This window comes from Roseibium alexandrii DFL-11 (assembly GCF_000158095.2).
Lineage (GTDB): Bacteria > Pseudomonadota > Alphaproteobacteria > Rhizobiales > Stappiaceae > Roseibium > Roseibium alexandrii.
Map to the genome: position 1 here is coordinate 4,749,677 of NZ_CM011002.1, position 22,544 is coordinate 4,772,220.

The window sequence follows — 22,544 nt, forward strand, 5'->3', positions numbered from 1 at the left end:
TATGACGAAAAAAGCCGCCCCGAAGCATTCGGGGCGGCTTTTTAGTTTTGGTTTTTTGACCCGGTCAGTTTTTGACCGGAAGTGTCAACGAGACAAGATCCTGGCCGACGATCGTGGTGCCGTCGAAGCCGCTTTCGGCCACGGCTCCGGTGTAGTCCTCGTTGGTCAATGCGCCTTCCGGGAGTTTGTAGGGACCTTGGCGCGGTGCGCCGACCGGCGGGATCAGATGGGTGAGCATCAAGTGTTTTACCCCGGCCCTGCGGGCAAGATGCCCAAGGTCCGTGGCATTGCTTTGACGGAAGTAAATCGGTGGCGGGAAGCCTGTGCCACCGTCTGGCCCCATGACGGGGTGGATCGTGGAATGCACGACAATGTCCGCACCTTGTGCCAGCTTTTCGACCTGGCCTGATGTAGATGTCTCCCGTGGCGGTTTACGCACGTCATTGCCGGCATCACCGCCAATCACCACGCTGCCGGCAGGGGTATCTACCCGATAGGAAGCATGTCCTGGGATGTGCGTTGACCGGATGGCGCTGACTGTTACGTCGCCTTTTGACCAAACTTCCTGGGCCTCATCTTGAGGTTTGAAGTCCTTGACATTGATCAGCTCGGCCGGGCCGCCGGGAAGGCGTTTTTTGTTTTCAGCAAGCCGTTGGGCGATTTCACCGGAGTTGATCAAGGCATCTCCGATATGTGTGGCAAAGCGCTCGCAGCTTAAGGAGAAGCCAAGTGGAGATTTGGTTTCCTCGCTGCACACCAGATCAACTTTTGGCCCGCCAGAATTAAAGTGCCAGCGCAGCTGCATCATGTCTGCAAGGCCCTCGGTGTGATCGGAATGGAGATGGCTCAGGAAAATAGCATCGATTTTTCCAACTGGCACACCTGCCTGCGATAGGCGCTGCGTGGTTCCACGGCCGGTATCGAACTGCAAGCGCATGTCGTTGCATTTGTTTTCTTCCGAGCCGTACTGAACAAGAGTACCGGCACCCGCCTGTCCCTGAAAGACAGGTGGTCCGCCCTGGGTGCCGGTTAAGGTGACTTTGAGACAGTTTTCTGCCAGTGCGGGTTGCGCCATCAAAGCGCCTGCGCTGAACAGCAATCCAGAAATCAGCGTCCGAAACATCGTTTCCTCCCAATGGTTTCGTTTCTTCCTTCTTCAAGTCCCGTGTCTGTTGAACCTTTGGACGGCGCTGCGTCCAATGCGCGGCACCGGCCGATCGTTGCTTACGAGAAACTGGTTTTTTTCGCCGACAGACCGACCGACAGCGTGAAACTGCCTTCATTGATCATCCAACGCCGGAGTGTGTAGCTGCGGACCCCGCGCGCATGCATTGGGTCGCCATCTGCCAGAGCCCGAGCCTCTTCCAGGGATGTCGCTCTATAGATGATCATCCCTTCGCCCTGCATTTCTTCGCCGGTTTCATCGGAGACGGGGCCGGCAAAGGCGAGACTGCCTGATGTTTCCAATTGCGCCTGGTACGCGAGGTGATCGGGGAGGGCCCCGGGAATGTCTGCGTCCGGTCCGACAGACTTTGTGTTGACGACATAGAGCTCCAAAGCAAGCGCACCGCGCTCTTTGGCGATCTGTTTATATTCCTGCCATTTGGGCATTTTTGTCCTCCAATTTTGAAGCAGTATAAAAAAATCGATATTATTTGACAAACTAAAAAAACGTCGTCAAAGTGAGGTGGTATTCGTTAACACCGAGGAAATCATGCGTTTCATTGTGGGAACCGGGCCTGGAGGTCAGGGCGTTTATCTGGTCGAAGGTCAAAAGGCTTGGAACTTGACGGCATTGGACAGCAAAGTTGGCCATGATCTGATGGGTTTGATTTCCGGCGCGGCGGATCTTTCGGAACTGGTGGCCAGAAAAGACGAAGGTGCCAGTTATGATCTGTCGGCGATAACGCCGGAATTGCCGGTTGCCGCGCCCGGCAAGATCATTTGCCTTGGGTTGAATTACGTCGATCATATCAAGGAAGGCGGCTACGATGTGCCGACCTATCCGGCGCTATTCATGCGGTCGATGACGTCGATGATCCCCGCCGGGGCGCCCATGGTGCGTCCTTCCTGCTCCGAGCAGCTCGATTATGAAGCCGAACTTATGGTGATCATCGGCAAAGGTGGCCGGCATATAAGTGAAGCCAGCGCGTTGGATCACGTCTTCGGTTACACGCTGTTCAACGACGGTTCCGTTCGCGAATACCAGCGCAAAACCCATCAATGGACACCTGGCAAGAACTTTGACGGCACTGGTCCCGTGGGCCCAGTTGTCGTGACGCCGGACGAACTGCCAACGGGCGCTGAAGGTTTGAAGATCGAAAGCCGGGTCGGCAGCGAAATTTTGCAAAGCGCGACCACGTCCGACATGCTTTGGAGCGTGGCCCGTACGATCTCTACCATCTCTGAATATTCGACCCTGGAGCCGGGTGATTACCTTGCCATGGGGACACCCCCTGGCGTGGGGCATGCAAAGACGCCTCAGCGCTGGCTGCGGCCGGGTGAAGTGGTTGAAGTCGAAATCGAAGGCATCGGTATTTGTGCAAATCCGATTGTCGCTGAAGAAGACGTGCGTGCGACGGAGGCCGCCGAATGACAATGGCAGCATCGCAGGCGCCGGTTGGCGAAGCTCTGGCAACCTTGCGTGCTGAAGCGCAGGATGTGGTCCGTTCCTTGCGCGAACGGATCACGAAACTCGACGATGACGCCATTGATTTGATCCTTCGTCAGGCGCGCTCGCACTATGCCTGGCAGGACAAGCCGGTGACGCGTGACACGCTTGAATTGCTCTACGAGATCACCGCTGCAGGTCCAACGAGCATGAACACCTGTCCCGCGCGGTTCTTCTTCATCGAGAGCCAAGCTGCAAAGGAGCGGCTGGCCAAGTCGCTCAAGGACAAGAACATCGACAAGATGATGTCAGCACCGGTTGCTGTGATCATTGCCCATGATCTGGATTTCTGGAAAGAGCTACCATTCCTGTTTCCACACGAGGACCGGCGGCCGCATTTTGAAGGCAAGCCTGAACATTCGGAGACGACCGCATTCCGGAACGGGACGTTGCAAGGCGCCTATTTCATGATCGCTGCACGGGCACTCGGTCTTGATGTGGGAGCCATGTCCGGCTTTTCGAACAAGATAGTCGATGAGGAGTTTTTTACCGGCACGAAGTTGAAATCGAACTTCCTGTGTAATCTTGGATATGCAGACGAGAGTGCGTTGTTCCAAAAACTACCGCGGTTGCCGTTTGAGACCGCCTGCAAGTTTTTGTGAGGCCGCATGCCGAGCTTGAGAGAAAAAACAGTCGTCAAGCTTCGTGCCAAAGGGCAGGGCATAAGCCATTCACGGGCTGACGTTTCCATACGCGACTTGACGTTTCAGATCGATGAACCGGAGGCGCGGGGTGGCTCCAATCTGGGGCCGGCGCCAACGGAAGCTGCATTGGCTGCTCTGGCGGGTTGTACAAATGTAATCGGGCACAAGTGTGCCAGCAAACTGGGGGCCGACATCGGTCACCTGACAATCGAAATTACCTGCGAATTCGATCGCCGGGGCGTCACTCTTGAGGAGGAGATCGACGTTCCCTTTGTCGCGTTGCGGCAGGTGGTGACCAGCGATGGTTCGGTCTCGCAAGAGGAGCTCGACCGCGTCGGATCTGAAGTCGCCAAGTACTGTCCCCTGTCCAAACTGTTTGAACAGTCGGGGACCTCAATGGAGACAATCTGGGCCAAGGCCTAAGGTTTCTGATGTTTTGGGAGGAAATGTGATGATCGGAAAACTGACCAGACGGAGCGTAATCGCTCTTGCCGCATTAAGCGCAACTGCAATGCCGTCTTTTGCGACCGAAACCATCAAGGCGGTTGTAATTGATGGCTATCCGGCCCGAGCGATGTGGGTCAAGGAGTTCACAAACTTCTTCATTCCGGAAGTTGACAAACGCCTTGCTGAAAAAGGCAACTACAAGATCGACTGGCAGGAAAGCTATGGTGGGTCGATCGTCAAACCGAAAGGCGTTCTGGAGGGCGTTAAACTCGGTCTGGGCGACATCGGGATTGTCACCACGATCTTCCATTCATCCAAGCTGCCAAGCCAGGCTTTGTCCGCCGTGACTCCGTTCATTGCGCCGGATGCCCGGGCTGTTGCCAAAGCGGTCGACGAGATCGCCAAGGAATACCCGACCATGCAGAAGGAGTTTGAGGCTCAAAACCAGGTCTATCTGGCAACGGGTGTGGTGCTCGACACCTACCAGGTGTTTTCCAAGGAGCCGATCAACTCGCTATCTGACTTGAGCGGCTCCAAGGTTGCCGGTGCAGGCATGAACTTGCGGTACCTGGAAGGCCTCGACAATGCTGCCGGTGTTCGCGGTGGTCTGACAGACTTCTACAATATGCTGCAGACTGGTCTGGTCGACAACGCGATGTTGTGGCCGGAAGCCGCCAAAACCTTCAAGATCGCTGAAGTGGCGCCGTATATGCTCAAAGCGGACCTCGGCGCGGTGAATTCTAAAACAATCACCGTGAACAAGGACTACTGGGACAAGCTTCCGGATGAGGTGAAAGAGGTGCTGCAGGACGTGGCCGTTGCCTATCGGGATCACGTGGCCGGTGTTGCCATGGACCGCGCTGAAGCAAGCCGTACTGCTTATGTGGAATCCGGCGGTACGATAGTCGAGATGGACCCGGCTGAACGTGCACAATGGGCCGCAAACATGCCGAATATCGCGGTCGAATGGGCTGCAGATCTCGACACAAAAGGCGAGCCGGGCAGTGATATGCTGAAGTCCTATACGGCCAAACTGAAGGAAGCTGGCCACAGCCCGGTCCGGGACTGGTCCGCGGAACTGACGCAGTAAGTCGCAGGCTAAGTACAGGATTAGCTCTATGCTGCGTCTTCTGGACACCGGCCTCAAGGCCTTGGCAACAGCAGCCAACTGGGTAGCGATCGGCGCTAACGCAGTTGGCACCCTGATCGTCCTCGGTCTGGTTCTGGTGGTCAACTACGATGTGGTGGCGCGTGGCTTCTTCAACGCGCCATTCCGGGGTGCCGTCGAAGTTGTTCAGTTCTCGATGGTTCTGATCGTTTTCCTGCAATTGCCTGATGTTGTCCGGACGAGCCGGCTCACCCGTTCTGATGGACTTCTGACGATCTTGGGTACAACCCGTCCAAAACTGGCTGACACGATCCGCCGGGTTATCGACTTCGCATCGGCGGTGTTTATGGCTTTGGTTGCTTATGCGATTTGGCCTGAGTTCGTCGAAATGTATGAAACAAAAGACTTCTTCGGTGTCCCCGGTATCTTCACCGCCCCTTGGTGGCCGATCAAGCTGGCCATCTATCTTAGTGCGTTCCTCTGTGCCGTGCTGTTTGTTTTGAGGGTTCTCAAGCGTGATCAGGGTTTTGACCAGACACGTTTGCCGGACGAGGCAAAGGACAAGACGTGACTCCTTTTGAAATCGGTACCCTGTCCGTCGTCGCGATCGTCGTTCTTGTCTATCTCGGCGTATACATTCCGATCGCGCTCGGTCTGGTGTCTTTCGTTTCCATCATCCTGATGCGGGACAACTTCGATCTCGCGATCAATCTTCTGAAAATCGCCATTGGCGACAGTGTGATGGAATATACTTTCGCCACTGTGCCGCTCTTCACATTCATGGGCCTTATCGTCTCCAAGGCAGGGCTTGGGGCCGATATCTATCAGGTCATGAATTCCGGATTCCGCAGGGTCAAGGGCGGGATCGGCATGGCGACCGTCGGTGCCAATGCGGTCTTTGCCGCGGTGACCGGATCTTCCATCGCTTCGGCTTCGGTGTTCTCGAAGGTTTCCGTCCCGCAAATGCTCGCCTTCAATTACAACCCGCGTTTTGCGGTTGGCGTTGTCGCCGGGTCGTCTGTTCTTGGCATGATCATCCCGCCATCTGCAATGTTGATCATCTATTCCTTCGTCGCAGAACAGAGCGTGGGGGACATGTTCCTTGCCGGTGTGGTCCCAGGGTTGATCCTTGCGGCTGCTTACGTTGTTGCAATCTACCTGATGGGCCGGTTTACGCCAAAATACGTCGGAGGCCGGACCTCAGAAGAAACCGAGTGGATGAGCCCTCTGGAAATCGCCGACAAAACCATTCCGACGCTTTTGTTGATCGTTGCGGTTCTTGGCGGGATTTACACCGGATGGCTGACCCCGGTTGAAGCAGGTGCTGCAGGATCTCTTCTTGGATTGTTGATCGCAGCGTTCCGGAAGAAGCTGACATTGCAGTCGCTGTGGCAAGCGCTTCTTGAAACCGGGCACATTACGGCGTCTATCCTTTTCCTGATCACTGCCGCATCGATCTACAGCCGGATGCTCGGTCTCGCAGGCCTGCCGAATGAACTCGGCGATCTTCTGACTGAAACCCAGATGACCTTTTTCTGGGTCATGGTGATTTACGTGCTGATGATGATTTTCCTCGGCACCATTCTCGATACCGCGTCGATCATTCTCATCGTGGTGCCCTTGTTCCTGCCGCTGGTCGAACCGATGGGCATGTCCCTTGTCTGGTTCGGCATTGTGACGGTGGTCGGCGCGGAAATCGGGCTGTTGACCCCGCCGCTCGGCATTTCGTGTTTTGTTATCAAGGCAACGTTGAACGACCCTAGGATTTCCTTGAAGGATGTGTTCATCGGCGCGTTTCCCTTCGCGCTGGTCATGCTGATCGTTTTGATCGCTCTGATCCGCTGGCCGTCCTTGAGCCTGGCCATTTTAAACTAGGGGGAGCTCCATGCGCAGCGTCACCAAAGACAACATAACTGACGTTTTCATGAACTATTTCGGGCCGGATACGGATCCGCGCCTCAGGGAGATATTGCAGAGCCTTGTCACCCATCTGCATAACTTTGCCCGGGAGACGAACCTCACCCATGCCGAATGGCGCAAGGGCATCGAGTTTCTTGAGTGGGCCGGAGATATCTCAGACAAGGAACGGCACGAGTTTGTGCTTTTGTCCGATGTTCTGGGCCTCTCCTCGCTGGTTGACATGCTGCACTCTCATCCTGAGGGCACGTCTTCCAGTGTGCTTGGGCCGTTCCATATTACGGGGTCTCCACCGCTTCCGATTGGCGGGGATCTCCGTGGTGATTTCAAGGAACAAGTCCTGCTCGCCCAAGGTGTCGTGCGGGACATGGGCGGCAATCCCATTGAGGGTGCCGAACTCGATATCTGGCAGACGGCACCGAATGGCCTGTACTCCAGTCAGGACCCGGATCAGGACACTTACTCCTTCCACGGAATCCAAACCACGGGCGCGGATGGCCGATATGCATTCACGTCTGTAAAGCCGGTGAGTTACACAGTTCCAAGTGATGGCCCGGTTGGCGATATTCTTCGCGCCAGCGGACGCCATCCGTGGCGCCCGTCACACCTTCATTACATTGTCACAGCTCCGGGGTTCCGACCGCTTGTCACAGAGATTTTTCCGGATGATGATCCGTATCTGGATGAGGACACTGTGTTCGGCGTGCGTGACGATCTCGTGATGACCTATGTCGAGAAGCCAGCAGGGAGCTTCCCAGCAGACGGCTTTGACCTCTCCGGTAAGGTCGACGGGCCCTACCTTCTGGCGGATTTCGACCTGGTTCTGGTCCGGGAGTAAGTTCTATAGCTAGGCAATATAAAGGCGGGTCGTTTGGCCCGCCTTTTTTACACCTGATCCACTCTTTGAAAGATGCTTTACCGCTTTATTCGGCAGCTTCGGAGGTGAAGAGCCTTTCCAAAAACGCGCCGGTGCGCTGGTAGTGGTCCAGTAAGAGATGGCAGGCGGTTTCAGTGTTGCGGTCGACAGCTGCATTCATGATCGCCGTGTGTTCGCTGCCGATATCACGAGTTGAGTAGTCCAATGCCTTTCCGGCCAGATAGCGGTACCGGATATTGAGATCATAGAGCTGGTTGCAGAACTTCAGGAGAACCTTCGAGGTGCAGGCTGCAAGCAGGTTCATATGGAAGGTCTTGTGTAGGTCTTCGAACCGCTCAACGTTGTTGCGAGGTTCGCGCATCATCCGGTGGTGGCTGATAACCAGATTGTCTTCCCAAACCTGATTGGCATGGGCAATGCTCTCCCGCAGCGCCATCTCTTCCAGATGACACCGGAGTTTCAGGATTTCAGCGAAGTTTCCCCGGCCAACCTCTGCACTTCGAAAGCCGCGTTGATCCAGTCTTTCGACCAACAGGTCGGATACGAGTAAGGTCAGGGCCTCGCGGATTGGGGAGCCGCCCATATCGAGCTTCTTGCGCAGGTTTTCAATCTTCAGTTTTTCGCCGGGCGGAATTTCTCCGGTCAGAATCATCTGGCGTACCGCGAGATAGGCGCGCTGGGTCGCAGACGGTTCTTGAGCCGGGTCAATATGAGACTGAATAATCATGGGAGCAATAATATCGATTTTTTTGCAATAATGCCAGTTATTTCTTGCGTACTCCTACGTGCTTATACGTAAAATATCAGTCAAATTCCCAAGAGTTCTGCCGCATAAGATGGTTCGGTGCCACAGTCGTAACTGGAAGCCCGTTCAGGCCGATCAATTAGCCGCGCTGATAAGATCTGCGTTCGATTTAAGTAGCTGAAAGACAATTATAAAACTCAAAGTATCACATTTTTTTCAAAAACTAGTTCTAAGTGTGATGTTTTGGTGTTACATAAGGTTGACCGATCGGTCGGCGAATGCCTGATTGATCGCGAAATGGGAGAGATAAATGCCAAACGCCTTCATCTGTGACGCCGTGCGCACACCTATCGGCCGGTATGGCGGAGCCTTGTCTCAGGTACGCGCAGATGATTTGGCAGCCATCCCTCTGCAGGCGCTGAAGGAACGTAACTCCAAGGTCGATTGGGAGGCTGTTGCCGATGTCATCCTCGGCTGTGCCAATCAGGCTGGCGAAGACAACCGCAATGTTGCCCGTATGGCGGTGCTGTTGTCCGGGTTGCCGGTCTCCGTTCCAGGCACAACGGTCAACCGGTTATGTGGGTCAGGGATGGATGCCATCGGCATGGCCGCACGCGCAATCCGGGCAGGAGATGCCGAGTTAATGCTGGCGGGCGGTGTTGAAAGCATGAGCCGGGCACCGTTTGTTGTTGGCAAAGCGACGACAGCGTTTTCGCGCAATGCCGAGATGTATGACACCACCATTGGCTGGCGCTTCAAAAACAAGAAACTGGAAAAGGCCTTTGGAACCCATTCGATGCCGGAGACGGCAGACAATGTGGCGGAGGACTATAAGATCTCCCGCGAGGATCAGGACAAGTTTGCAGCTGAAAGCCAGCGCCGATGGGCTGCAGCGCAGGAAGCTGGGGTTTTTAACGATGAAATCGTTCCGGTTTCGATCCCGCAACGCAAAGGCGATCCGATTGTCGTTGATACGGATGAACATCCGCGTCCGGGCACGGGTGTTGAGGCCTTGGCAAAACTGCGTGGCGTAAACGGGCCAGATCTGACGGTAACGGCTGGAAATGCGTCCGGGGTCAACGATGGATCTGCTGCAGCGCTGATCGCCTCTGAAGAAGCGGCGGGTGCGAATGGATTAACGCCCAAGGCGCGAGTTGTTGCCATGGCAGCTGCGGGTGTTCCGCCGCGTGTCATGGGCATTGGCCCGGTGCCGGCGACGCAAAAAGTGCTGGGTCTTGCGGGTCTGACGCTTGAGCAGATGGACGTGATTGAACTCAATGAGGCCTTTGCTTCCCAGTCTCTTGCAGTGTTACGGGAGCTTGGTTTGCCCGACGATGCGCCTCATGTGAATACCAATGGCGGAGCCATTGCCATCGGTCATCCACTGGGTATGAGCGGATCGCGTTTGGTGCTGCATGCAGCCAATCAGCTTCAGCGGACCAGCGGACAGTATGCACTTTGCACAATGTGTGTTGGTGTTGGTCAGGGGATCTCACTCGTTCTGGAGCGGGTGTAAATTGGTTTTGAAGGGCTCGGGATGGCGTCGGCAGCTTTGAAAGCAGCCGGTCGCTTTGAGGAAAGCCTGAACGGAACGCGCTGGATTTAAGTCCGGCACAGTTGGAGGAAGTGGCATGTACGCACAGCTTGTGAAATCCGATGCATTGAAGTCCCGAGAGGATATGTCGGTCGACGAGCAGGCCTTTCAGGAGCGGATCGACAACGGCGAAAAAATCGAGCCGAAAGACTGGATGCCCGAGGGTTACCGCAAGACTTTGATCCGCCAGATCGGTCAGCATGCGCATTCCGAAATTGTTGGTCAGCTGCCGGAAGGCAACTGGATCTCCCGCGCACCGACCCTTGAGCGCAAGGCCATCCTTCTCGCAAAGGTTCAGGACGAAGCCGGACACGGGCTTTATCTTTATTCGGCGGCCGAGACACTGGGCGTCAGCCGGGACGAGCTGTTTGAGGCCCTTCATTCCGGCAAGATGAAATACTCGTCGATCTTCAACTACCCAACGCTGAACTGGGCCGATATGGGCGCGGTCGGCTGGCTGGTCGATGGCGCGGCCATAATGAACCAGGTGCCGCTGCAGCGGACATCCTTCGGGCCCTATTCCCGTGCGATGATCCGGATCTGCAAAGAGGAGAGTTTCCACCAGCGTCAGGGCTATTCCATCATGATGAAGATGGCCTTCGGCACGCCGGAGCAGAAGGAAATGGCACAGGATGCCCTGAACCGCTTCTGGTATCCATCGCTGATGATGTTCGGTCCGTCCGACAAGGATTCCGTCCATTCCGCCCAATCGATGGCCTGGAAGATCAAGATCAACACAAACGACGAATTGCGCCAGAAGTTCGTCAACGAGACCGTGCCGCAGGCCGAGTATCTCGGGCTGACCGTTCCAGATGAAACACTCGCCTGGAACGAGGAAAAGCAGGGCTACGACTTCGCCGAGCCGGATTGGAACGAGTTCTTTGAAGTGATCAAGGGCAATGGTCCGTGCAACCGCGAACGCCTGGAGGCCCGGGTCAAGGCTTGGGATGACGGCGAGTGGTTCCGCGATGGCTTGAACGCTTATGCCGACAAGGCGGCGGACCGCCGTCAGGCTGCTTCCGTGGCCGCAGAATAACCGACAAGACAATTGAGGGAGAGACAGTCATGAGCAAGAAAGAGTGGCCGCTCTGGGAAGTGTTTATCCGCGGTCAGCATGGCCTGAACCACCGTCATGTTGGCAGTCTGCATGCACCGGACGCGGAAATGGCGATCAACCACGCGCGTGATGTCTACACCCGCCGCAAGGAAGGTGTTTCCATCTGGGTCGTGCCATCGAAGGAGATCACGGCGTCCAGCCCGTCCGAGAAGGGCCCGTTGTTCGACCCGGCCGAAAGCAAGACGTACCGCCACCCAACCTTCTTCGATATTCCAGAAGAAGTGGGGAAAATGTGATGAGCGATCAAACTGTAGCTTCCGGTGCAGCTCACGATTCGTTCGTTTCAGATGCTGCACTGAAACCGGCCTTCTTTGAATGGCTCTGCCGCATGGGCGACAATGCTTTGGTTCTCGGTCACCGGACGTCCGAATGGTGCGGCCATGGTCCGGTTCTGGAAGAAGACATTGCCCTTGCCAACACTGCGCTCGATCTGATTGGCCACACGCAGATGTGGCTTGGTCTTGCAGGCGAGGTTGAAGGTGAGGGGCGCGATGCGGATAAGCTCGCTTACCTGCGCGATGCCTTCAAGTTTCGCAACGTTCTGCTCGTTGAACTTCCAAAAGGCGACATGGCCGTCACGGTGATGCGTGAGTTCCTGTTCGATGCCTATCATCACCTGCTGCTTTCCTGGCTTGCAGAAAACTCCAAGAGCCCGCGCGTTGCCGAAATTGCCGCCAAAGCTCTGAAAGAAGTGAGCTATCACCTGGAGCGAGCGTCTGATCTTGTTGTCCGGCTGGGCGACGGGACGTCGGAGAGCCAGCGCAGAATGCAGGACGCCGTGGAACTTTTATGGCCCTACACAGGGGAAATGTTCGAAGGTGATGCACTGGATGCGGCCGTTGCTGATGCCGGAATTGCGCCGAAACCTGAGGATCTGAAAGCGGGCTGGGAAGCTTCCGTCCGTGAGATCCTGGATGAGGCGACGCTGAAAGCGCCCGAGGCAGCTGGTTTCGTTCATAAGGGCGGCAAGCAAGGCCGGCACACGGAGCATCTCGGATTCATCCTTGCGGAGATGCAGTTTCTGCAACGCGCTTACCCGGGCGCGAGTTGGTAGGAAAGTCTGCTATGTCCGCACCCCAAACCACGCCGACTGAGCAGGTCTGGGACTGGCTTGCCGAAGTCCCGGATCCGGAGATCCCCGTTGTCTCTGTGACAGAGCTCGGCATCATCCGCGACGTTCAATATGATGGCGATACCCTCGTGGTGGCTGTTACGCCGACTTATTCGGGATGTCCTGCAACGGCTGTCATCGACCTGATGATCGAGGATAAGCTGCGCGAAAAGGGCATGGAGAATGTGCGTCTGGAACGCCGCCTCTCACCGCCCTGGACAACTGACTGGGTGACGCCTGAAGCGCGCGAGAAACTGAAACAGTTTGGCATCGCGCCGCCGATCGATGGCACGGCCGCTGATGGCATGGGCGCAAAAGCGGCCCGCTTGTCCGGCCAGACAAATCTCGTGGTTCCCTGCCCAAGATGCGGCTCCGCTCATACCGAGCGGGTTAGCCAGTTCGGGTCGACACCTTGCAAGGCCGCATGGCGCTGCAAGGACTGTCTGGAACCGTTCGATTATTTCAAGTGCATTTGACACCTAGGAGGAGGGTTTCGCCTATGGCACGATTTCACGCGCTTCAAGTTACCGATATCCGCCGCGATACCCGCGATGCCGTTGTGGTCACACTGAAGCCAGAGGCCGCGGATAAAGATGCCTTTGACTTCATTCAGGGGCAGTACCTGACGTTTCGCCGCGATTTCGACGGCGAGGAGTTGCGCAGATCCTATTCGATTTGCGCGGGCAAGGATGACGGCTGCCTGAAGGTCGGAATCAAACGGGTCGAGGGCGGTGCGTTTTCGACTTGGGCCAATGAAGAACTAAAAATTGGCGACCGCCTCGATGTCATGCCGCCAATGGGCCGGTTTTTTACCGAGCTGGAGCCAGAGAAAGTCAAAAGCTATCTCGGCTTTGCCGGCGGGTCAGGCATCACACCGATTCTCTCGATCATCAAGACGGTTCTGGCGCGCGAGCCGAAGAGCACATTTACGCTGATTTATGCCAACCGCCAGACCAGCTCAATCATGTTCCGCGAGGAACTGGAAGACCTGAAGAACACCTATCTTGGCCGGTTCTCGGTGATCCATATTCTGGAGACGGAAACCCAGGACATTGATCTCTTCACTGGCCGGATCGATGCGGAAAAGATGGACCTTCTCTTCCGCCTTTGGGTCGACGCCGAGGAGGTCGATACGGCTTTCATCTGCGGTCCGGAGCCGATGATGCTGACCATCGCGGACAGCCTGCGAAAACACGGCCTTTCCGACGAACAGATCCGGTTCGAATTGTTTGCCTCCTCTCAGCCCGGCCGGGCAAAGGCGCGCACCATGTCGCAAGCTGCTGCAGCCGGGGCCGGGACGTGCGAAGTTTCAGTAACACTCGATGGCAGTACCCGGAATTTTCAGATGGAGAAGAACAGTACCTCAGTACTTGAGGCTGCCATCGCGAACTCAATGGACGCCCCCTTTTCCTGCAAAGCCGGGGTTTGCTCGACTTGCCGTGCAAAAGTGATTGAAGGGGAGGTGGAGATGGAGGTGAACCATGCCCTTGAGGACTATGAAGTCCGCGCCGGTTACGTGCTCTCCTGTCAATGCATCCCGGTCTCGGACAAGGTGGTGATCAGTTATGACGAATGAAGCCGTACTGGACAACGACACCATGTCCTTGGCCGACTATCTGGCCCGGGGCGGTAAGCTGACGTCGCCAAATAATGTCCCGCCGCGCTACCGCGCCGAACTCCTGCGTCTGATGTCGTCCTTCGTTGACAGTGAACTTGCCGGGTCTGCCGGGTTTGCCGACGCCATCAATTGGGCACCTGGCCTGAAAGAACGGATCGCTGCAAGCAGGATCACGCTGGAAAAGGTCGACCACGCCGAACAGGTGCTGGACCTGATGAGCGACTTTGGAACTGACAAGGCGCTCTATAACAAGGCGCACTCGTGGTCCGCCCGTCAGTCGCGAGGTGCACAGGTGGATGCTAAACGCCAGGGCGGAGATATGCGTCTGTCGGTGTTTCATTACCCGCTGCAAGGCTGGACAGATGCTGTTGTCATGAACTTCCTGATGGGGCTGGCGACCGTCCACCAGCTCAAGGACCTTAGCCAAACCTCTTACCAACCGCTCGGCGAAGTGTTCCGGAAAATTCTGCCGCGGGAACAGCGTCATATGGAACTTGGCCTGGAGGGGCTCCAGGTTCTGGCGGCCGGCGAGAGTATGCGCGAAGAAGCGCTGTCGTCTGTTGCCTATTGGTTGCCCAAGGTTTCTGAAACCTTTGGCCCGGCCAAGTCGGAGCGGTTTGACCGGCTCAAGCAGATGGGCTTGCGCCAGACGGATAACGAAACGCTTCGAGCCGCATGGCAAGCCGACGCGGACAAGCGGCTCAATGAACTGAAGCTCACCAAATAAAATACATAAAGGGAAATCCAGAATGGCCATGGGGACGACGGCGCGCCGTTTGGAAAGCTATGTGGAAGGTGCCTGGCGCCGCGGGGACGGTGAAGGTCAACCGGTCTTGAATGCCGCTACCGGAACCGTTCACGCGTTGATCGGGACCGAGGGACTCGATTTCAAAGCTGCGCTTGCGTGGGGGCGGGCCAAGGGTGGGCCGGCGCTGCGAGCCATGACGATCCACGAACGGGCTCTGATGTTGAAAGCGGTCGGCTTGAAGCTGATGGAACTCAAGGAAGAGTTCTATCTGGAGAACTTTGCGACCGGTGCGACGCGCCGGGACGGCTGGATCGACATTGAAGGCGGGATCGGCACAATGCTGACTTTTGCCTCCAAGGCGCGCCGCGAGTTGCCGAACACCAGGGTCCTGACCGAGGGGCCGGTGGAAGTCCTCTCCCGTGATGGATCCTTTGTGGCCCAGCACATTCTTTCACCTTTCGTCGGCGTTGCCGTGCACATCAATGCCTACAATTTCCCGGTTTGGGGGATGCTGGAAAAGATCGCACCGTCTCTCATCGCTGGGATGCCGTGCATCGTCAAACCAGCCTCGCAAACCGCTTATCTGACAGAGCTGGTGGTTCGGCGGATGCTGGAAACCGGCCTCTTGCCGGAAGGCGCGCTGCAGATCGTGACCGGGTCAGCTGGCGATCTTCTCGATCATGTCGATGAACAGGATGTGGTCACCTTCACCGGTTCGGCCTCGACCGGTCAGAAGTTGAAATCCAGTCCCGCGATCCTCAAGCATTCTGTTCGCTTTACAATGGAAGCCGACAGTCTGAACGCGTCCATTCTGGGTGCGGATGCCGGTCCTGGCACGGACGAATTCGACCTTTTTGTGCGCGAAGTCGCAAACGAGATGACCGTAAAGGCCGGTCAAAAATGTACGGCCATCCGCCGGATTATCGTGCCGAAAACACACGAGCAGGCGGCGGTCGAAGCAATTGCTGCCCGGCTTTCCAAGACGAAAATCGGTTTGCCGGATGATGAGGCCGTGCGCATGGGCGCAATCGTTTCCTTGAACGACCGCGACGGGGTCAAGGCAAAGGTCGCCGAACTGGCGACGGAAGCGGAGATTGTGTCCGGGTCGTTGGACACTGTTGATCTGGTTTCCGGAGAGGCAGATCACGGTGCCTTCATGGCGCCGCTGCTGCTCCACTGCGCGAAACCACTTACCGCTGAGGTTGTCCACTCCGTTGAAGCCTTCGGACCGGTTGCAACGGTGATGTCCTACGAAGACAATCAGGAAGCCGTTGAGCTGGCCCGCAAGGGCCGAGGCTCGCTTGCATCTTCGTTGTTCTCCAATGATGAGGCCCTGGTTCATGACGTGGTCACCGGGCTTGCGCCGTTCCACGGCCGTGTATTGATCGGCAATCGCGGATCTGCAAAATCTTCCACAGGGCACGGCTCGCCATTGGCCCCGCTTGTTCATGGCGGCCCGGGCCGGGCCGGCGGCGGCGAGGAAATGGGTGGCATGCGCGGCGTGAAGCATTTCATGCAACGCTCCGCGGTCCAGGGCACACCGGAAATGCTGTCTGCGGTGACTGGACAATGGGTGGATGGAGCATCTGTGCGCAGCGACGTCCATCCGTTCCGCAAGTCATTGGCCGAGCTCCAAATTGGCGATCAGATCGCCACTAAGGCGCGCGAAGTGACGCTGGAAGACGTCGAACATTTCGCCGAGTTCACCGGTGACACCTTCTATGCGCACATGGATAGCGAAGCGGCCAAGGCAAACCCGTTCTTTGAGGACCGGGTGGCCCATGGGTATTTGATAGCGTCCTTCGCTGCAGGTCTGTTTGTGGATCCGGAACCCGGTCCGGTTCTCGCCAACTATGGCGTCGACAATCTCCGGTTCCTGACGCCGGTTTATTTCGGCGATAGCCTGAAAGTCCGGCTTACATGCAAGGAAATCAATCCGCGCGAGAACGCCGATCACGGCGAGGTGCGCTGGGACTGCCAGGTGACCAACCAGAAGGACGAAGTCGTCGCGCAATACGACGTCCTGACCATGGTCGCCAAGACCTGGCCGCAGGCGGCATAAACACAATGTGGTATTGCCGGTCGGCTGATGAAACGTGACCGGCAAGCCATTCAGCGGACGGCCTTGACGCCTTCCAGGATCAAGGTGGTGGCGACCTTTGCGTAGTCTTCTCGCGAGATCGGCCCACCTTCCTTGAACCACATGTAGACCCAGTTCATCATGCCGAAGAGCGACATTGTCACGGGCATCAAGAGGGGCCGATCCGGTGTGTCGAGATGCGGATGGATGTCTTTCAAGGCATTGGAAAAGTGCCGGACGATGCGACGCTCGATGGCGACGATTTCATTCTTTTGCTCGTCCGACAGCGCGGGGCCGGCATTGAGCTGAACTTTGTGCTGATCATCAGCCCCCCGGTAGGAATCAAGAACGGTCATCACGAGAGTCTGCAGCCGGTCTTCCGGTGGAAGCGTCGGATCATCAGCTTCCTCAAGAGCCTTGTCGAGGATTGCCAGATGAGAATGGATTATCTCGAATATCAGCGCGTCTTTCGACGGGTAGTAGTGATAGAGCAGGGATTTAGAAACGCCCGCTTCCTGAGCGATCTGCGCCATGGAGGCCTTTTCCATGCCTTGTGTTGCAAAGACGTTCGCTGCGGTCAGCAGAAGGCCATGCTGTTTTTCCTCAAAATCATTGGCGCGGGTTCTCGCCATGTGTTTGGAGCTCCATTCTTTGACACGGTGCCGCCATAGCAACCCAATGCCTTTTTTAAGTCAATGCAGAGCGAAGCCGACCAATACCTGGCCGGCTTCACTTCATTGGGGATAGAAAAGCGACTGTATGTTTAATCCTTGGGCCGGTTGTCGACAACGCGTTTGGCTTTGCCTTCAGAACGCTGCAGTTTTTCCGGTTCGTGGATCTCGATTTTTGAAGAAATCCCGATCGTTGATTTGATGTGGTGCGCCAGCTCTTTGGCCGACGCTTCCCGCGCCTCGCTGCTGCTGGCATCCGGCATCGCCTCGCCATGAACGATCATCGCATCCATGCGGCCAGAGCGGACGAGCTCGATATGAAAATGTGCCGCGAGACCCTCGCACTTCAGGATCTGCTCCTCGATCTGTGTCGGGAAGACATTGACGCCCCGCAGGATGATCATGTCGTCGCTGCGGCCGGTGATTTTTTCAATTCTGCGCATGGAACGGGCCGTTCCAGGCAGAATGCGGGTCAGGTCGCGGGTCCGGTAGCGGACCATCGGCAGGCCTTCCTTTGTCAGCGTTGTGAAGACCAGTTCCCCCATCTCACCGTCGGGCAGGCCCTCTTCCGTCACGGGATCAATGATTTCCGGATAGAAATGATCTTCCCAGACATGCAGGCCGTCCTTGGTCTCAACGCATTCCTGCGCAACGCCAGGTCCCATGATTTCCGAGAGGCCATAAATATCCACGGCATGCATGTCGAAGGCCTGTTCGATTTCCTGTCGCATGGCATTTGTCCACGGCTCTGCGCCGAAAATGCCGACCTTTAGCGAGCTTTGACGGGCGTCGAGGCCGCGGCGCCGGTATTCGTCCAAAATGGACAGCATGTAAGACGGTGTCACCATGATGACATCGGGTTTAAAGTCTTCGATCAAGGTCACCTGGCGCTCTGTCATGCCGCCGGAAATCGGGACGACCGTGCAGCCAAGCTTTTCTGCGCCATAGTGGGCACCAAGCCCGCCGGTGAAGAGGCCATAGCCATAGGCATTGTGCAGGATGTTGCCTTTGCGTCCCCCCGCTGCGCGGATGGAGCGGGCAATCAGATCTGACCAGTTGGAAATGTCATTGGCGGTGTATCCGACCACCGTCGGCTTGCCTGTGGTGCCGGAGGAGCCGTGGATCCGAACGAGGTCCTCACGCGGTGTCGCGAACATTCCGAACGGATAGGTGTCACGTAGATCCTGTTTTACGGTGAAGGGGAATTTCGCCATATCGGCCAGCGATTTGAAATCGCCCGGATGCGCACCGTGTTCATCAAAGCGCTTCTTGAAGAAAGAAGAGTTGTCGTAGGCGTGGGACAGCGTCCAGGCAAGGCGCTTTTCCTGAAGAGCTGCAATCTCGTCACGGCTTGCAATTTCGATGGGGTCCAGAGTGGCGCGATCCGGTGTGAGATCGATCATGGGTTTTCCTCCACAAGGTGCTGGTCAGGCCGGCAGTTATTCTGTTGGCAAAAAAGTGCGATTGATAGTGCGGGAGTGGCCGCGGAATTCGGCGATCACGGTTCCGTCGCCGCGCGCAACGCGGATGTCGTAGATGCCGGAACGTCCGGTGCGGGAGACCTCGCGTGCCGAGGCGGTCAGGAGATCGTTCAGGCTGCCCGGGGCGATGTAGGTGACTGAACAGTGTTGGGCGACGGTGACCTGATTGTAGGTGTTACAGGCAAAGGCGAAGGCGCTGTCGGCGAGCGCGAAGATATAGCCGCCGTGACAGTTGCCATGGCCGTTGGTCATGTCCTGCGTCACGGTCATTGAGATGTCTGCTTCGCCGGGCGCGATGTGGAGCAGTTTCATGCCGAGCTTCTGGGAGGCGTTGTCTTCCTCCCACATCAGCTTGGCGCAGGTTTCTGCCAGCTCTTTCGGGTTGAGTTCAGATGTTTTTTTCATGTCATTCACCGCGGAATTGTGCAGGGCGTTTTTCCAAAAACGCAATTACACCTTCAGCATAATCGTCGGTGAAGCCTGCTGTCTGCTGGCAATCCCGCTCCATGTCGAGATGCGTGTCGAGATCCTGGCTGGCGGCGGCCTGGATGAGACGTTTGGTGAGGCCCAGTCCGACGGTAGGGCCGGTAGCCAGCTTCTCCGCCAGTGCGGTCGCCTCTTCAGGGAGAGCAGCATCATCGACCGCTTTCCAGATCAAACCCCAGCTTTCGGCCTGTTCCGCCGTAAGCGGTTCCCCAAGCAGGGCGAGAGCCTTGGCACGCGGTTCTCCAAGAATGCGGGGCAGAGACCAGCTGCCGCCCGCGTCCGGTATCAGGCCAATCTTGGAAAAGGCCTGAATGAACTTTGCCGAGCGTGCTGCCAGAACGATGTCACAGGCAAGGGCGATATTGGCCCCTGCACCGGCCGCCACGCCATTCACCGCGCAGATGATTGGTTTTTCCAGGCTGCGGATCAGGCGCAAAGTCGGATTGTAAAAGGTCTCGATCGTATGTCCGAGATCGGAGCGCTCGCCGCCTTTTCTCGGGTCCCGGTCGCCCAGATCCTGCCCGGCACAAAAGCCCCGTCCAGAGCCCGTTAACAAAACCGAGCGGACTGCTTTTTCAGAATGCGCGCGCTCAATTTCTGCGCGAAATGACAGGTGCATTTCCTCGTTAAACGAGTTGAGTTTGTCCGGGCGATTGAGCGTTAGCTTCAAAACACCGTTGTTTATTTCCGAAATAACAGTCTGAATTTCCAACACATTTCTCTCCCTGACACCATTTTCTCACGATGCCGACAAAACAAATCGTTGCATAAACCGTCCGGTCGGTCAATTATAAGAACTGAGGCGTAACGCTCGTTACGGACTTGGGAGGAACCTTATGCCAATTCTGCTTGGCCGGCATTACAGAATGTTGAGCGCTGCGTTCTCGTTGTTTGGGGAGCAGGGCGTCCAGATGTTGGTTTCAGTGTTTTTTGATCCGGCAAACCGACAGGGCTTTGCGCCGCCCTGCACGTCAAAACACAGGTCAGCCGGCGTTTCCAATTCGCTCTGCAATGATCAGCAAAGCGTGGCCGGCGGAGCGTTTACTCACCACAGCCGTCTTCGTCGCATCACTGACCGGAGCTCTCACAGCAGCTGACCCCAGCTGCCCGTCACTTCGGAATTTTCACACTCTGGGAGGAAATTATGAAAGTTACCAATACAGCTCTCGCCACCTTGATGGTTCTGGGAACAGTCACAGGCGCCGCCGCCGATATCAAGTTGGGTGCAAGCCTGTCCGCGTCCGGTCCTGCTGCATTCCTTGGCGACCCGGAAGCCAAGACGCTCTACATGCTCGTTGATGATCTCAATGCCAAAGGTGGGATCAACGGAGAGAAGATCGAGCTGGTGATTTACGACGATGGCGGCGATCCGAACAAAGCGCGCACCTTCGCAACGCGGCTGGTGGAAGACGATGAAGTTGTTGCTATCATCGGAGGATCCACGACCGGCACGACCATGTCCATTCTGTCTGTTGCGGAAGATGAGGGTATTCCGTTCATCTCACTCGCCGGTGCAATCCAGATCATTGATCCGGTTCGCGAGTATGTCTTCAAGACCCCGCATACCGACCGCATGGCCTGTGAGAAGATTTTCACGGACATGCAGAACAACGGCATCACCAATATCGGCATGATTTCCGGTACCGGCGGATTTGGCGCGTCGATGGAAGCGCAATGCGTAGAAGTTGCTGGCAATTACGGTGTCGAGATCCTGGTTCAGGAAACCTATTCCCGCCAGGATGCGGACATGACCCCACAGCTTACCAAGATCAAGTCCACCGAGGGTGTTGAGGCCGTCCTAAACCCGGGCTTCGGTCAGGGGCCTGCCATCGTCACCCGGAACTATGCCCAGCTTGGCATTGATCTGCCGCTGTACCAAAGCCATGGAGTTGCCTCCGATGGTTTCATCGAGCTGGCTGGAAAGGAAGCTGCTGAAGGCGTGCGTCTTCCGGGCACTGCGCTTCTCATTGCAGACATCATGGAAGAGGGGGATCCGCAGAAGGAAGTGGTGATCGCCTACAAGGCCGCATACGAGGAAGAGTACGGCGAAGCCGTTTCGACCTTTGGCGGCTATGCGCATGATGCCTTCCGACTGATGACCGATGCGATGACGCGTGCTGGCAGCTCCGATCCGAGTGCAATCCGCGATGCTCTTGAAGCAACCAGCGGCTTGGTCGGCACGACCGGCACCTACACATTCAGCCCGAATGATCACCTGGGGCTCGATCTCAGTGCGTTCCGCATGCTGGAAATTCGCGACGGCAAGTGGACTTCGATCGACTGACGCCATTTTCGGAGGCCGGGCATCAATTCCGGCTTCCAACCTTGCTCCCAAAATCCCGCTTAGGAGACGTCGATGGACGCATTGATGCAGTTCGTCTTTTCCGGCTTGACCGTCGGCGCGGTCTACGCCCTTGTCGCGCTTGGCTTTACCATCATCTACAACGCCTCTGATGTGGTGAACTTCGCCCAAGGCGAATTCGTCATGCTCGGTGGCATGATCACCGTGTTCGCCTTCGATGCGGGGTTGCCTTTGCCCTTGGCGGCTATACTCGCAATCGTGGCAACGGCCGCCATCGGCGTTGCGTTGAACAAGTTCGCGATCGAACCTGCGCGGGGCGCGCCGGTCGTCTCACTGATCATCATTACCATCGGGGCCTCGATCCTGATACGCGGTGCGACACAGGTCCTGTTCGACAAGCAGTTGCACCGTCTGCCAGCGTTCTCCGGGGATGATCCGATCCACCTTCTCGGCGCGACGCTGCTGCCGCAGAGCCTTTGGGTGATTGGCGGAGCAATTGCGATTTTCATAGCGCTGTGGCTGTTTTTCACGCGCACCCTTCTAGGCAAGGCCGTTCTGGCAACCGCGAACAATCGGCTGGCCGCACAGCTCGTCGGCATCAACACCGGTTTCGTCATGACTTTGTCCTTCGCCTTGTCGGCGGCCATCGGTGCGCTGGCCGGTGTTCTGGTCACCCCAATTACGCTGGTGAGCTATGACGTCGGTGTTGGCCTCGCCCTTAAAGGGTTTGCGGCTGCAATGCTCGGCGGCATGGGCAATCCTAAGGGGGCTTTGGTCGGCGGGTTGCTGCTCGGCCTGTTTGAAGCCCTGACGGCCGGATACATCTCCTCCCAGTACAAGGAAGCGGTTGCCTTTGTCGTGATCCTCGCGGTGCTTTTTGTCATGCCACAGGGCCTTTTCGGTCAAAAGACGACAGAAAGGGTCTAG

General features: G+C 56.7%; 24 protein-coding genes. 17 read left to right on the forward strand and 7 right to left on the reverse strand.

Going from position 1 to position 22,544, the window contains the following annotated elements; all coding sequences use genetic code 11:
• Positions 1–64 precede the first annotated feature (64 nt).
• Together SADFL11_RS21965 and SADFL11_RS21970 are read right to left on the reverse strand one after the other, a co-directional pair.
• Positions 65–1,123: an MBL fold metallo-hydrolase gene (locus tag SADFL11_RS21965; protein WP_008189598.1), complete on the reverse strand. Its 1,059-nt coding sequence runs from the start codon at positions 1,121–1,123 to the stop codon at positions 65–67.
• A 101-nt stretch (positions 1,124–1,224) separates the two neighbouring features.
• Positions 1,225–1,611: a YciI family protein gene (locus SADFL11_RS21970; RefSeq protein WP_008191670.1), complete on the reverse strand. Its 387-nt coding sequence runs from the start codon at positions 1,609–1,611 to the stop codon at positions 1,225–1,227.
• Between the two features lie 103 nt (positions 1,612–1,714).
• Here SADFL11_RS21970 and SADFL11_RS21975 point away from each other — a divergent pair, with 103 nt between their 5' ends.
• Genes SADFL11_RS21975 through SADFL11_RS22005 form a run of 7 tightly spaced genes read left to right on the forward strand, consistent with a single transcriptional unit; the run spans position 1,715 to position 7,625 of the window.
• On the forward strand, positions 1,715–2,596 hold the full coding sequence (locus SADFL11_RS21975; protein ID WP_040452504.1) for a fumarylacetoacetate hydrolase family protein: 882 nt from the start codon (positions 1,715–1,717) through the stop codon (positions 2,594–2,596).
• Entirely contained in the window at positions 2,593–3,273 is a 681-nt protein-coding gene (locus SADFL11_RS21980; protein WP_008195906.1) for a malonic semialdehyde reductase, read from the forward strand. Before SADFL11_RS21975 ends, SADFL11_RS21980 begins: the two co-directional genes overlap by 4 nt.
• Positions 3,274–3,279: 6 nt before the next feature.
• On the forward strand, positions 3,280–3,738 hold the full coding sequence (locus SADFL11_RS21985) for an OsmC family protein (RefSeq protein WP_008192794.1): 459 nt from the start codon (positions 3,280–3,282) through the stop codon (positions 3,736–3,738).
• A gap of 28 nt (positions 3,739–3,766) precedes the next feature.
• Positions 3,767–4,852, forward strand: coding sequence for a C4-dicarboxylate TRAP transporter substrate-binding protein (locus SADFL11_RS21990; protein ID WP_040450975.1), 1,086 nt, complete (start codon positions 3,767–3,769; stop codon positions 4,850–4,852).
• Between the two features lie 28 nt (positions 4,853–4,880).
• Entirely contained in the window at positions 4,881–5,441 is a 561-nt protein-coding gene (locus SADFL11_RS21995; protein WP_008194914.1) for a TRAP transporter small permease, read from the forward strand.
• Complete coding sequence (locus SADFL11_RS22000) at positions 5,438–6,745, forward strand: TRAP transporter large permease (RefSeq protein WP_008191306.1); 1,308 nt, start codon at positions 5,438–5,440, stop codon at positions 6,743–6,745. The genes SADFL11_RS21995 and SADFL11_RS22000 overlap by 4 nt, the downstream gene beginning before the upstream one ends.
• A 10-nt stretch (positions 6,746–6,755) precedes the next feature.
• Positions 6,756–7,625, forward strand: a complete 870-nt coding sequence (locus SADFL11_RS22005) for a dioxygenase family protein (protein WP_008188707.1) — start codon at positions 6,756–6,758, stop codon at positions 7,623–7,625.
• A gap of 85 nt (positions 7,626–7,710) precedes the next feature.
• On the opposite strand, the gene SADFL11_RS22010 is transcribed toward SADFL11_RS22005, so the two are convergent.
• On the reverse strand, positions 7,711–8,391 hold the full coding sequence (locus SADFL11_RS22010; RefSeq protein ID WP_008191240.1) for a GntR family transcriptional regulator: 681 nt from the start codon (positions 8,389–8,391) through the stop codon (positions 7,711–7,713).
• Positions 8,392–8,719: 328 nt separating this feature from the next.
• On the opposite strand from SADFL11_RS22010, the gene pcaF reads away from it, so the two are divergent.
• From pcaF to paaZ, 8 genes are all read left to right on the forward strand, one after another.
• Positions 8,720–9,925: a 3-oxoadipyl-CoA thiolase gene (pcaF, locus tag SADFL11_RS22015; RefSeq protein WP_040450974.1), complete on the forward strand. Its 1,206-nt coding sequence runs from the start codon at positions 8,720–8,722 to the stop codon at positions 9,923–9,925.
• Between the two features lie 115 nt (positions 9,926–10,040).
• The gene (gene paaA / locus SADFL11_RS22020) at positions 10,041–11,039 is read left to right on the forward strand and encodes a 1,2-phenylacetyl-CoA epoxidase subunit PaaA (protein ID WP_008193948.1); all 999 of its coding nucleotides are present in this window, start codon (positions 10,041–10,043) and stop codon (positions 11,037–11,039) included.
• Positions 11,040–11,068: 29 nt separating this feature from the next.
• A complete protein-coding gene (paaB, locus tag SADFL11_RS22025; protein ID WP_040450973.1) occupies positions 11,069–11,356 on the forward strand; it encodes a 1,2-phenylacetyl-CoA epoxidase subunit PaaB in 288 nt (95 codons plus the stop codon).
• Complete coding sequence (gene paaC, locus SADFL11_RS22030) at positions 11,356–12,174, forward strand: 1,2-phenylacetyl-CoA epoxidase subunit PaaC (RefSeq protein ID WP_008191385.1); 819 nt, start codon at positions 11,356–11,358, stop codon at positions 12,172–12,174. The genes paaB and paaC overlap by 1 nt, the downstream gene beginning before the upstream one ends.
• Before the next feature lie 11 nt (positions 12,175–12,185).
• The gene (gene paaD / locus SADFL11_RS22035; RefSeq protein ID WP_008197396.1) at positions 12,186–12,707 is read left to right on the forward strand and encodes a 1,2-phenylacetyl-CoA epoxidase subunit PaaD; all 522 of its coding nucleotides are present in this window, start codon (positions 12,186–12,188) and stop codon (positions 12,705–12,707) included.
• Between the two features lie 23 nt (positions 12,708–12,730).
• A complete protein-coding gene (gene paaE / locus SADFL11_RS22040; protein ID WP_008191606.1) occupies positions 12,731–13,807 on the forward strand; it encodes a 1,2-phenylacetyl-CoA epoxidase subunit PaaE in 1,077 nt (358 codons plus the stop codon).
• On the forward strand, positions 13,797–14,576 hold the full coding sequence (locus SADFL11_RS22045) for a Phenylacetic acid catabolic protein (RefSeq protein ID WP_008189819.1): 780 nt from the start codon (positions 13,797–13,799) through the stop codon (positions 14,574–14,576). The genes paaE and SADFL11_RS22045 overlap by 11 nt, the downstream gene beginning before the upstream one ends.
• Positions 14,577–14,604: 28 nt before the next feature.
• Positions 14,605–16,659: a phenylacetic acid degradation bifunctional protein PaaZ gene (gene paaZ, locus SADFL11_RS22050; RefSeq protein ID WP_008189627.1), complete on the forward strand. Its 2,055-nt coding sequence runs from the start codon at positions 14,605–14,607 to the stop codon at positions 16,657–16,659.
• Between the two features lie 50 nt (positions 16,660–16,709).
• On the opposite strand, the gene SADFL11_RS22055 is transcribed toward paaZ, so the two are convergent.
• The 4 genes from SADFL11_RS22055 to paaG all read right to left on the reverse strand — a co-directional run bounded on the left by SADFL11_RS22055 (position 16,710) and on the right by paaG (position 20,030).
• A complete protein-coding gene (locus tag SADFL11_RS22055; RefSeq protein WP_008196957.1) occupies positions 16,710–17,309 on the reverse strand; it encodes a TetR/AcrR family transcriptional regulator in 600 nt (199 codons plus the stop codon).
• 131 nt (positions 17,310–17,440) lie between these two features.
• On the reverse strand, positions 17,441–18,751 hold the full coding sequence (gene paaK, locus SADFL11_RS22060; RefSeq protein WP_008190925.1) for a phenylacetate--CoA ligase PaaK: 1,311 nt from the start codon (positions 18,749–18,751) through the stop codon (positions 17,441–17,443).
• 36 nt (positions 18,752–18,787) lie between these two features.
• Positions 18,788–19,234 (reverse strand): hydroxyphenylacetyl-CoA thioesterase PaaI, encoded by a 447-nt coding sequence (gene paaI / locus SADFL11_RS22065; RefSeq protein ID WP_008194868.1) that lies wholly within the window; start codon positions 19,232–19,234, stop codon positions 18,788–18,790.
• A gap of 1 nt (position 19,235) precedes the next feature.
• Positions 19,236–20,030: a 2-(1,2-epoxy-1,2-dihydrophenyl)acetyl-CoA isomerase PaaG gene (gene paaG, locus SADFL11_RS22070; RefSeq protein ID WP_008192648.1), complete on the reverse strand. Its 795-nt coding sequence runs from the start codon at positions 20,028–20,030 to the stop codon at positions 19,236–19,238.
• 429 nt (positions 20,031–20,459) lie between these two features.
• Here paaG and SADFL11_RS22075 point away from each other — a divergent pair, with 429 nt between their 5' ends.
• Complete coding sequence (locus SADFL11_RS22075) at positions 20,460–21,599, forward strand: ABC transporter substrate-binding protein (RefSeq protein WP_008190228.1); 1,140 nt, start codon at positions 20,460–20,462, stop codon at positions 21,597–21,599.
• A gap of 72 nt (positions 21,600–21,671) precedes the next feature.
• Positions 21,672–22,544 (forward strand): branched-chain amino acid ABC transporter permease, encoded by an 873-nt coding sequence (locus tag SADFL11_RS22080; RefSeq protein WP_008195657.1) that lies wholly within the window; start codon positions 21,672–21,674, stop codon positions 22,542–22,544.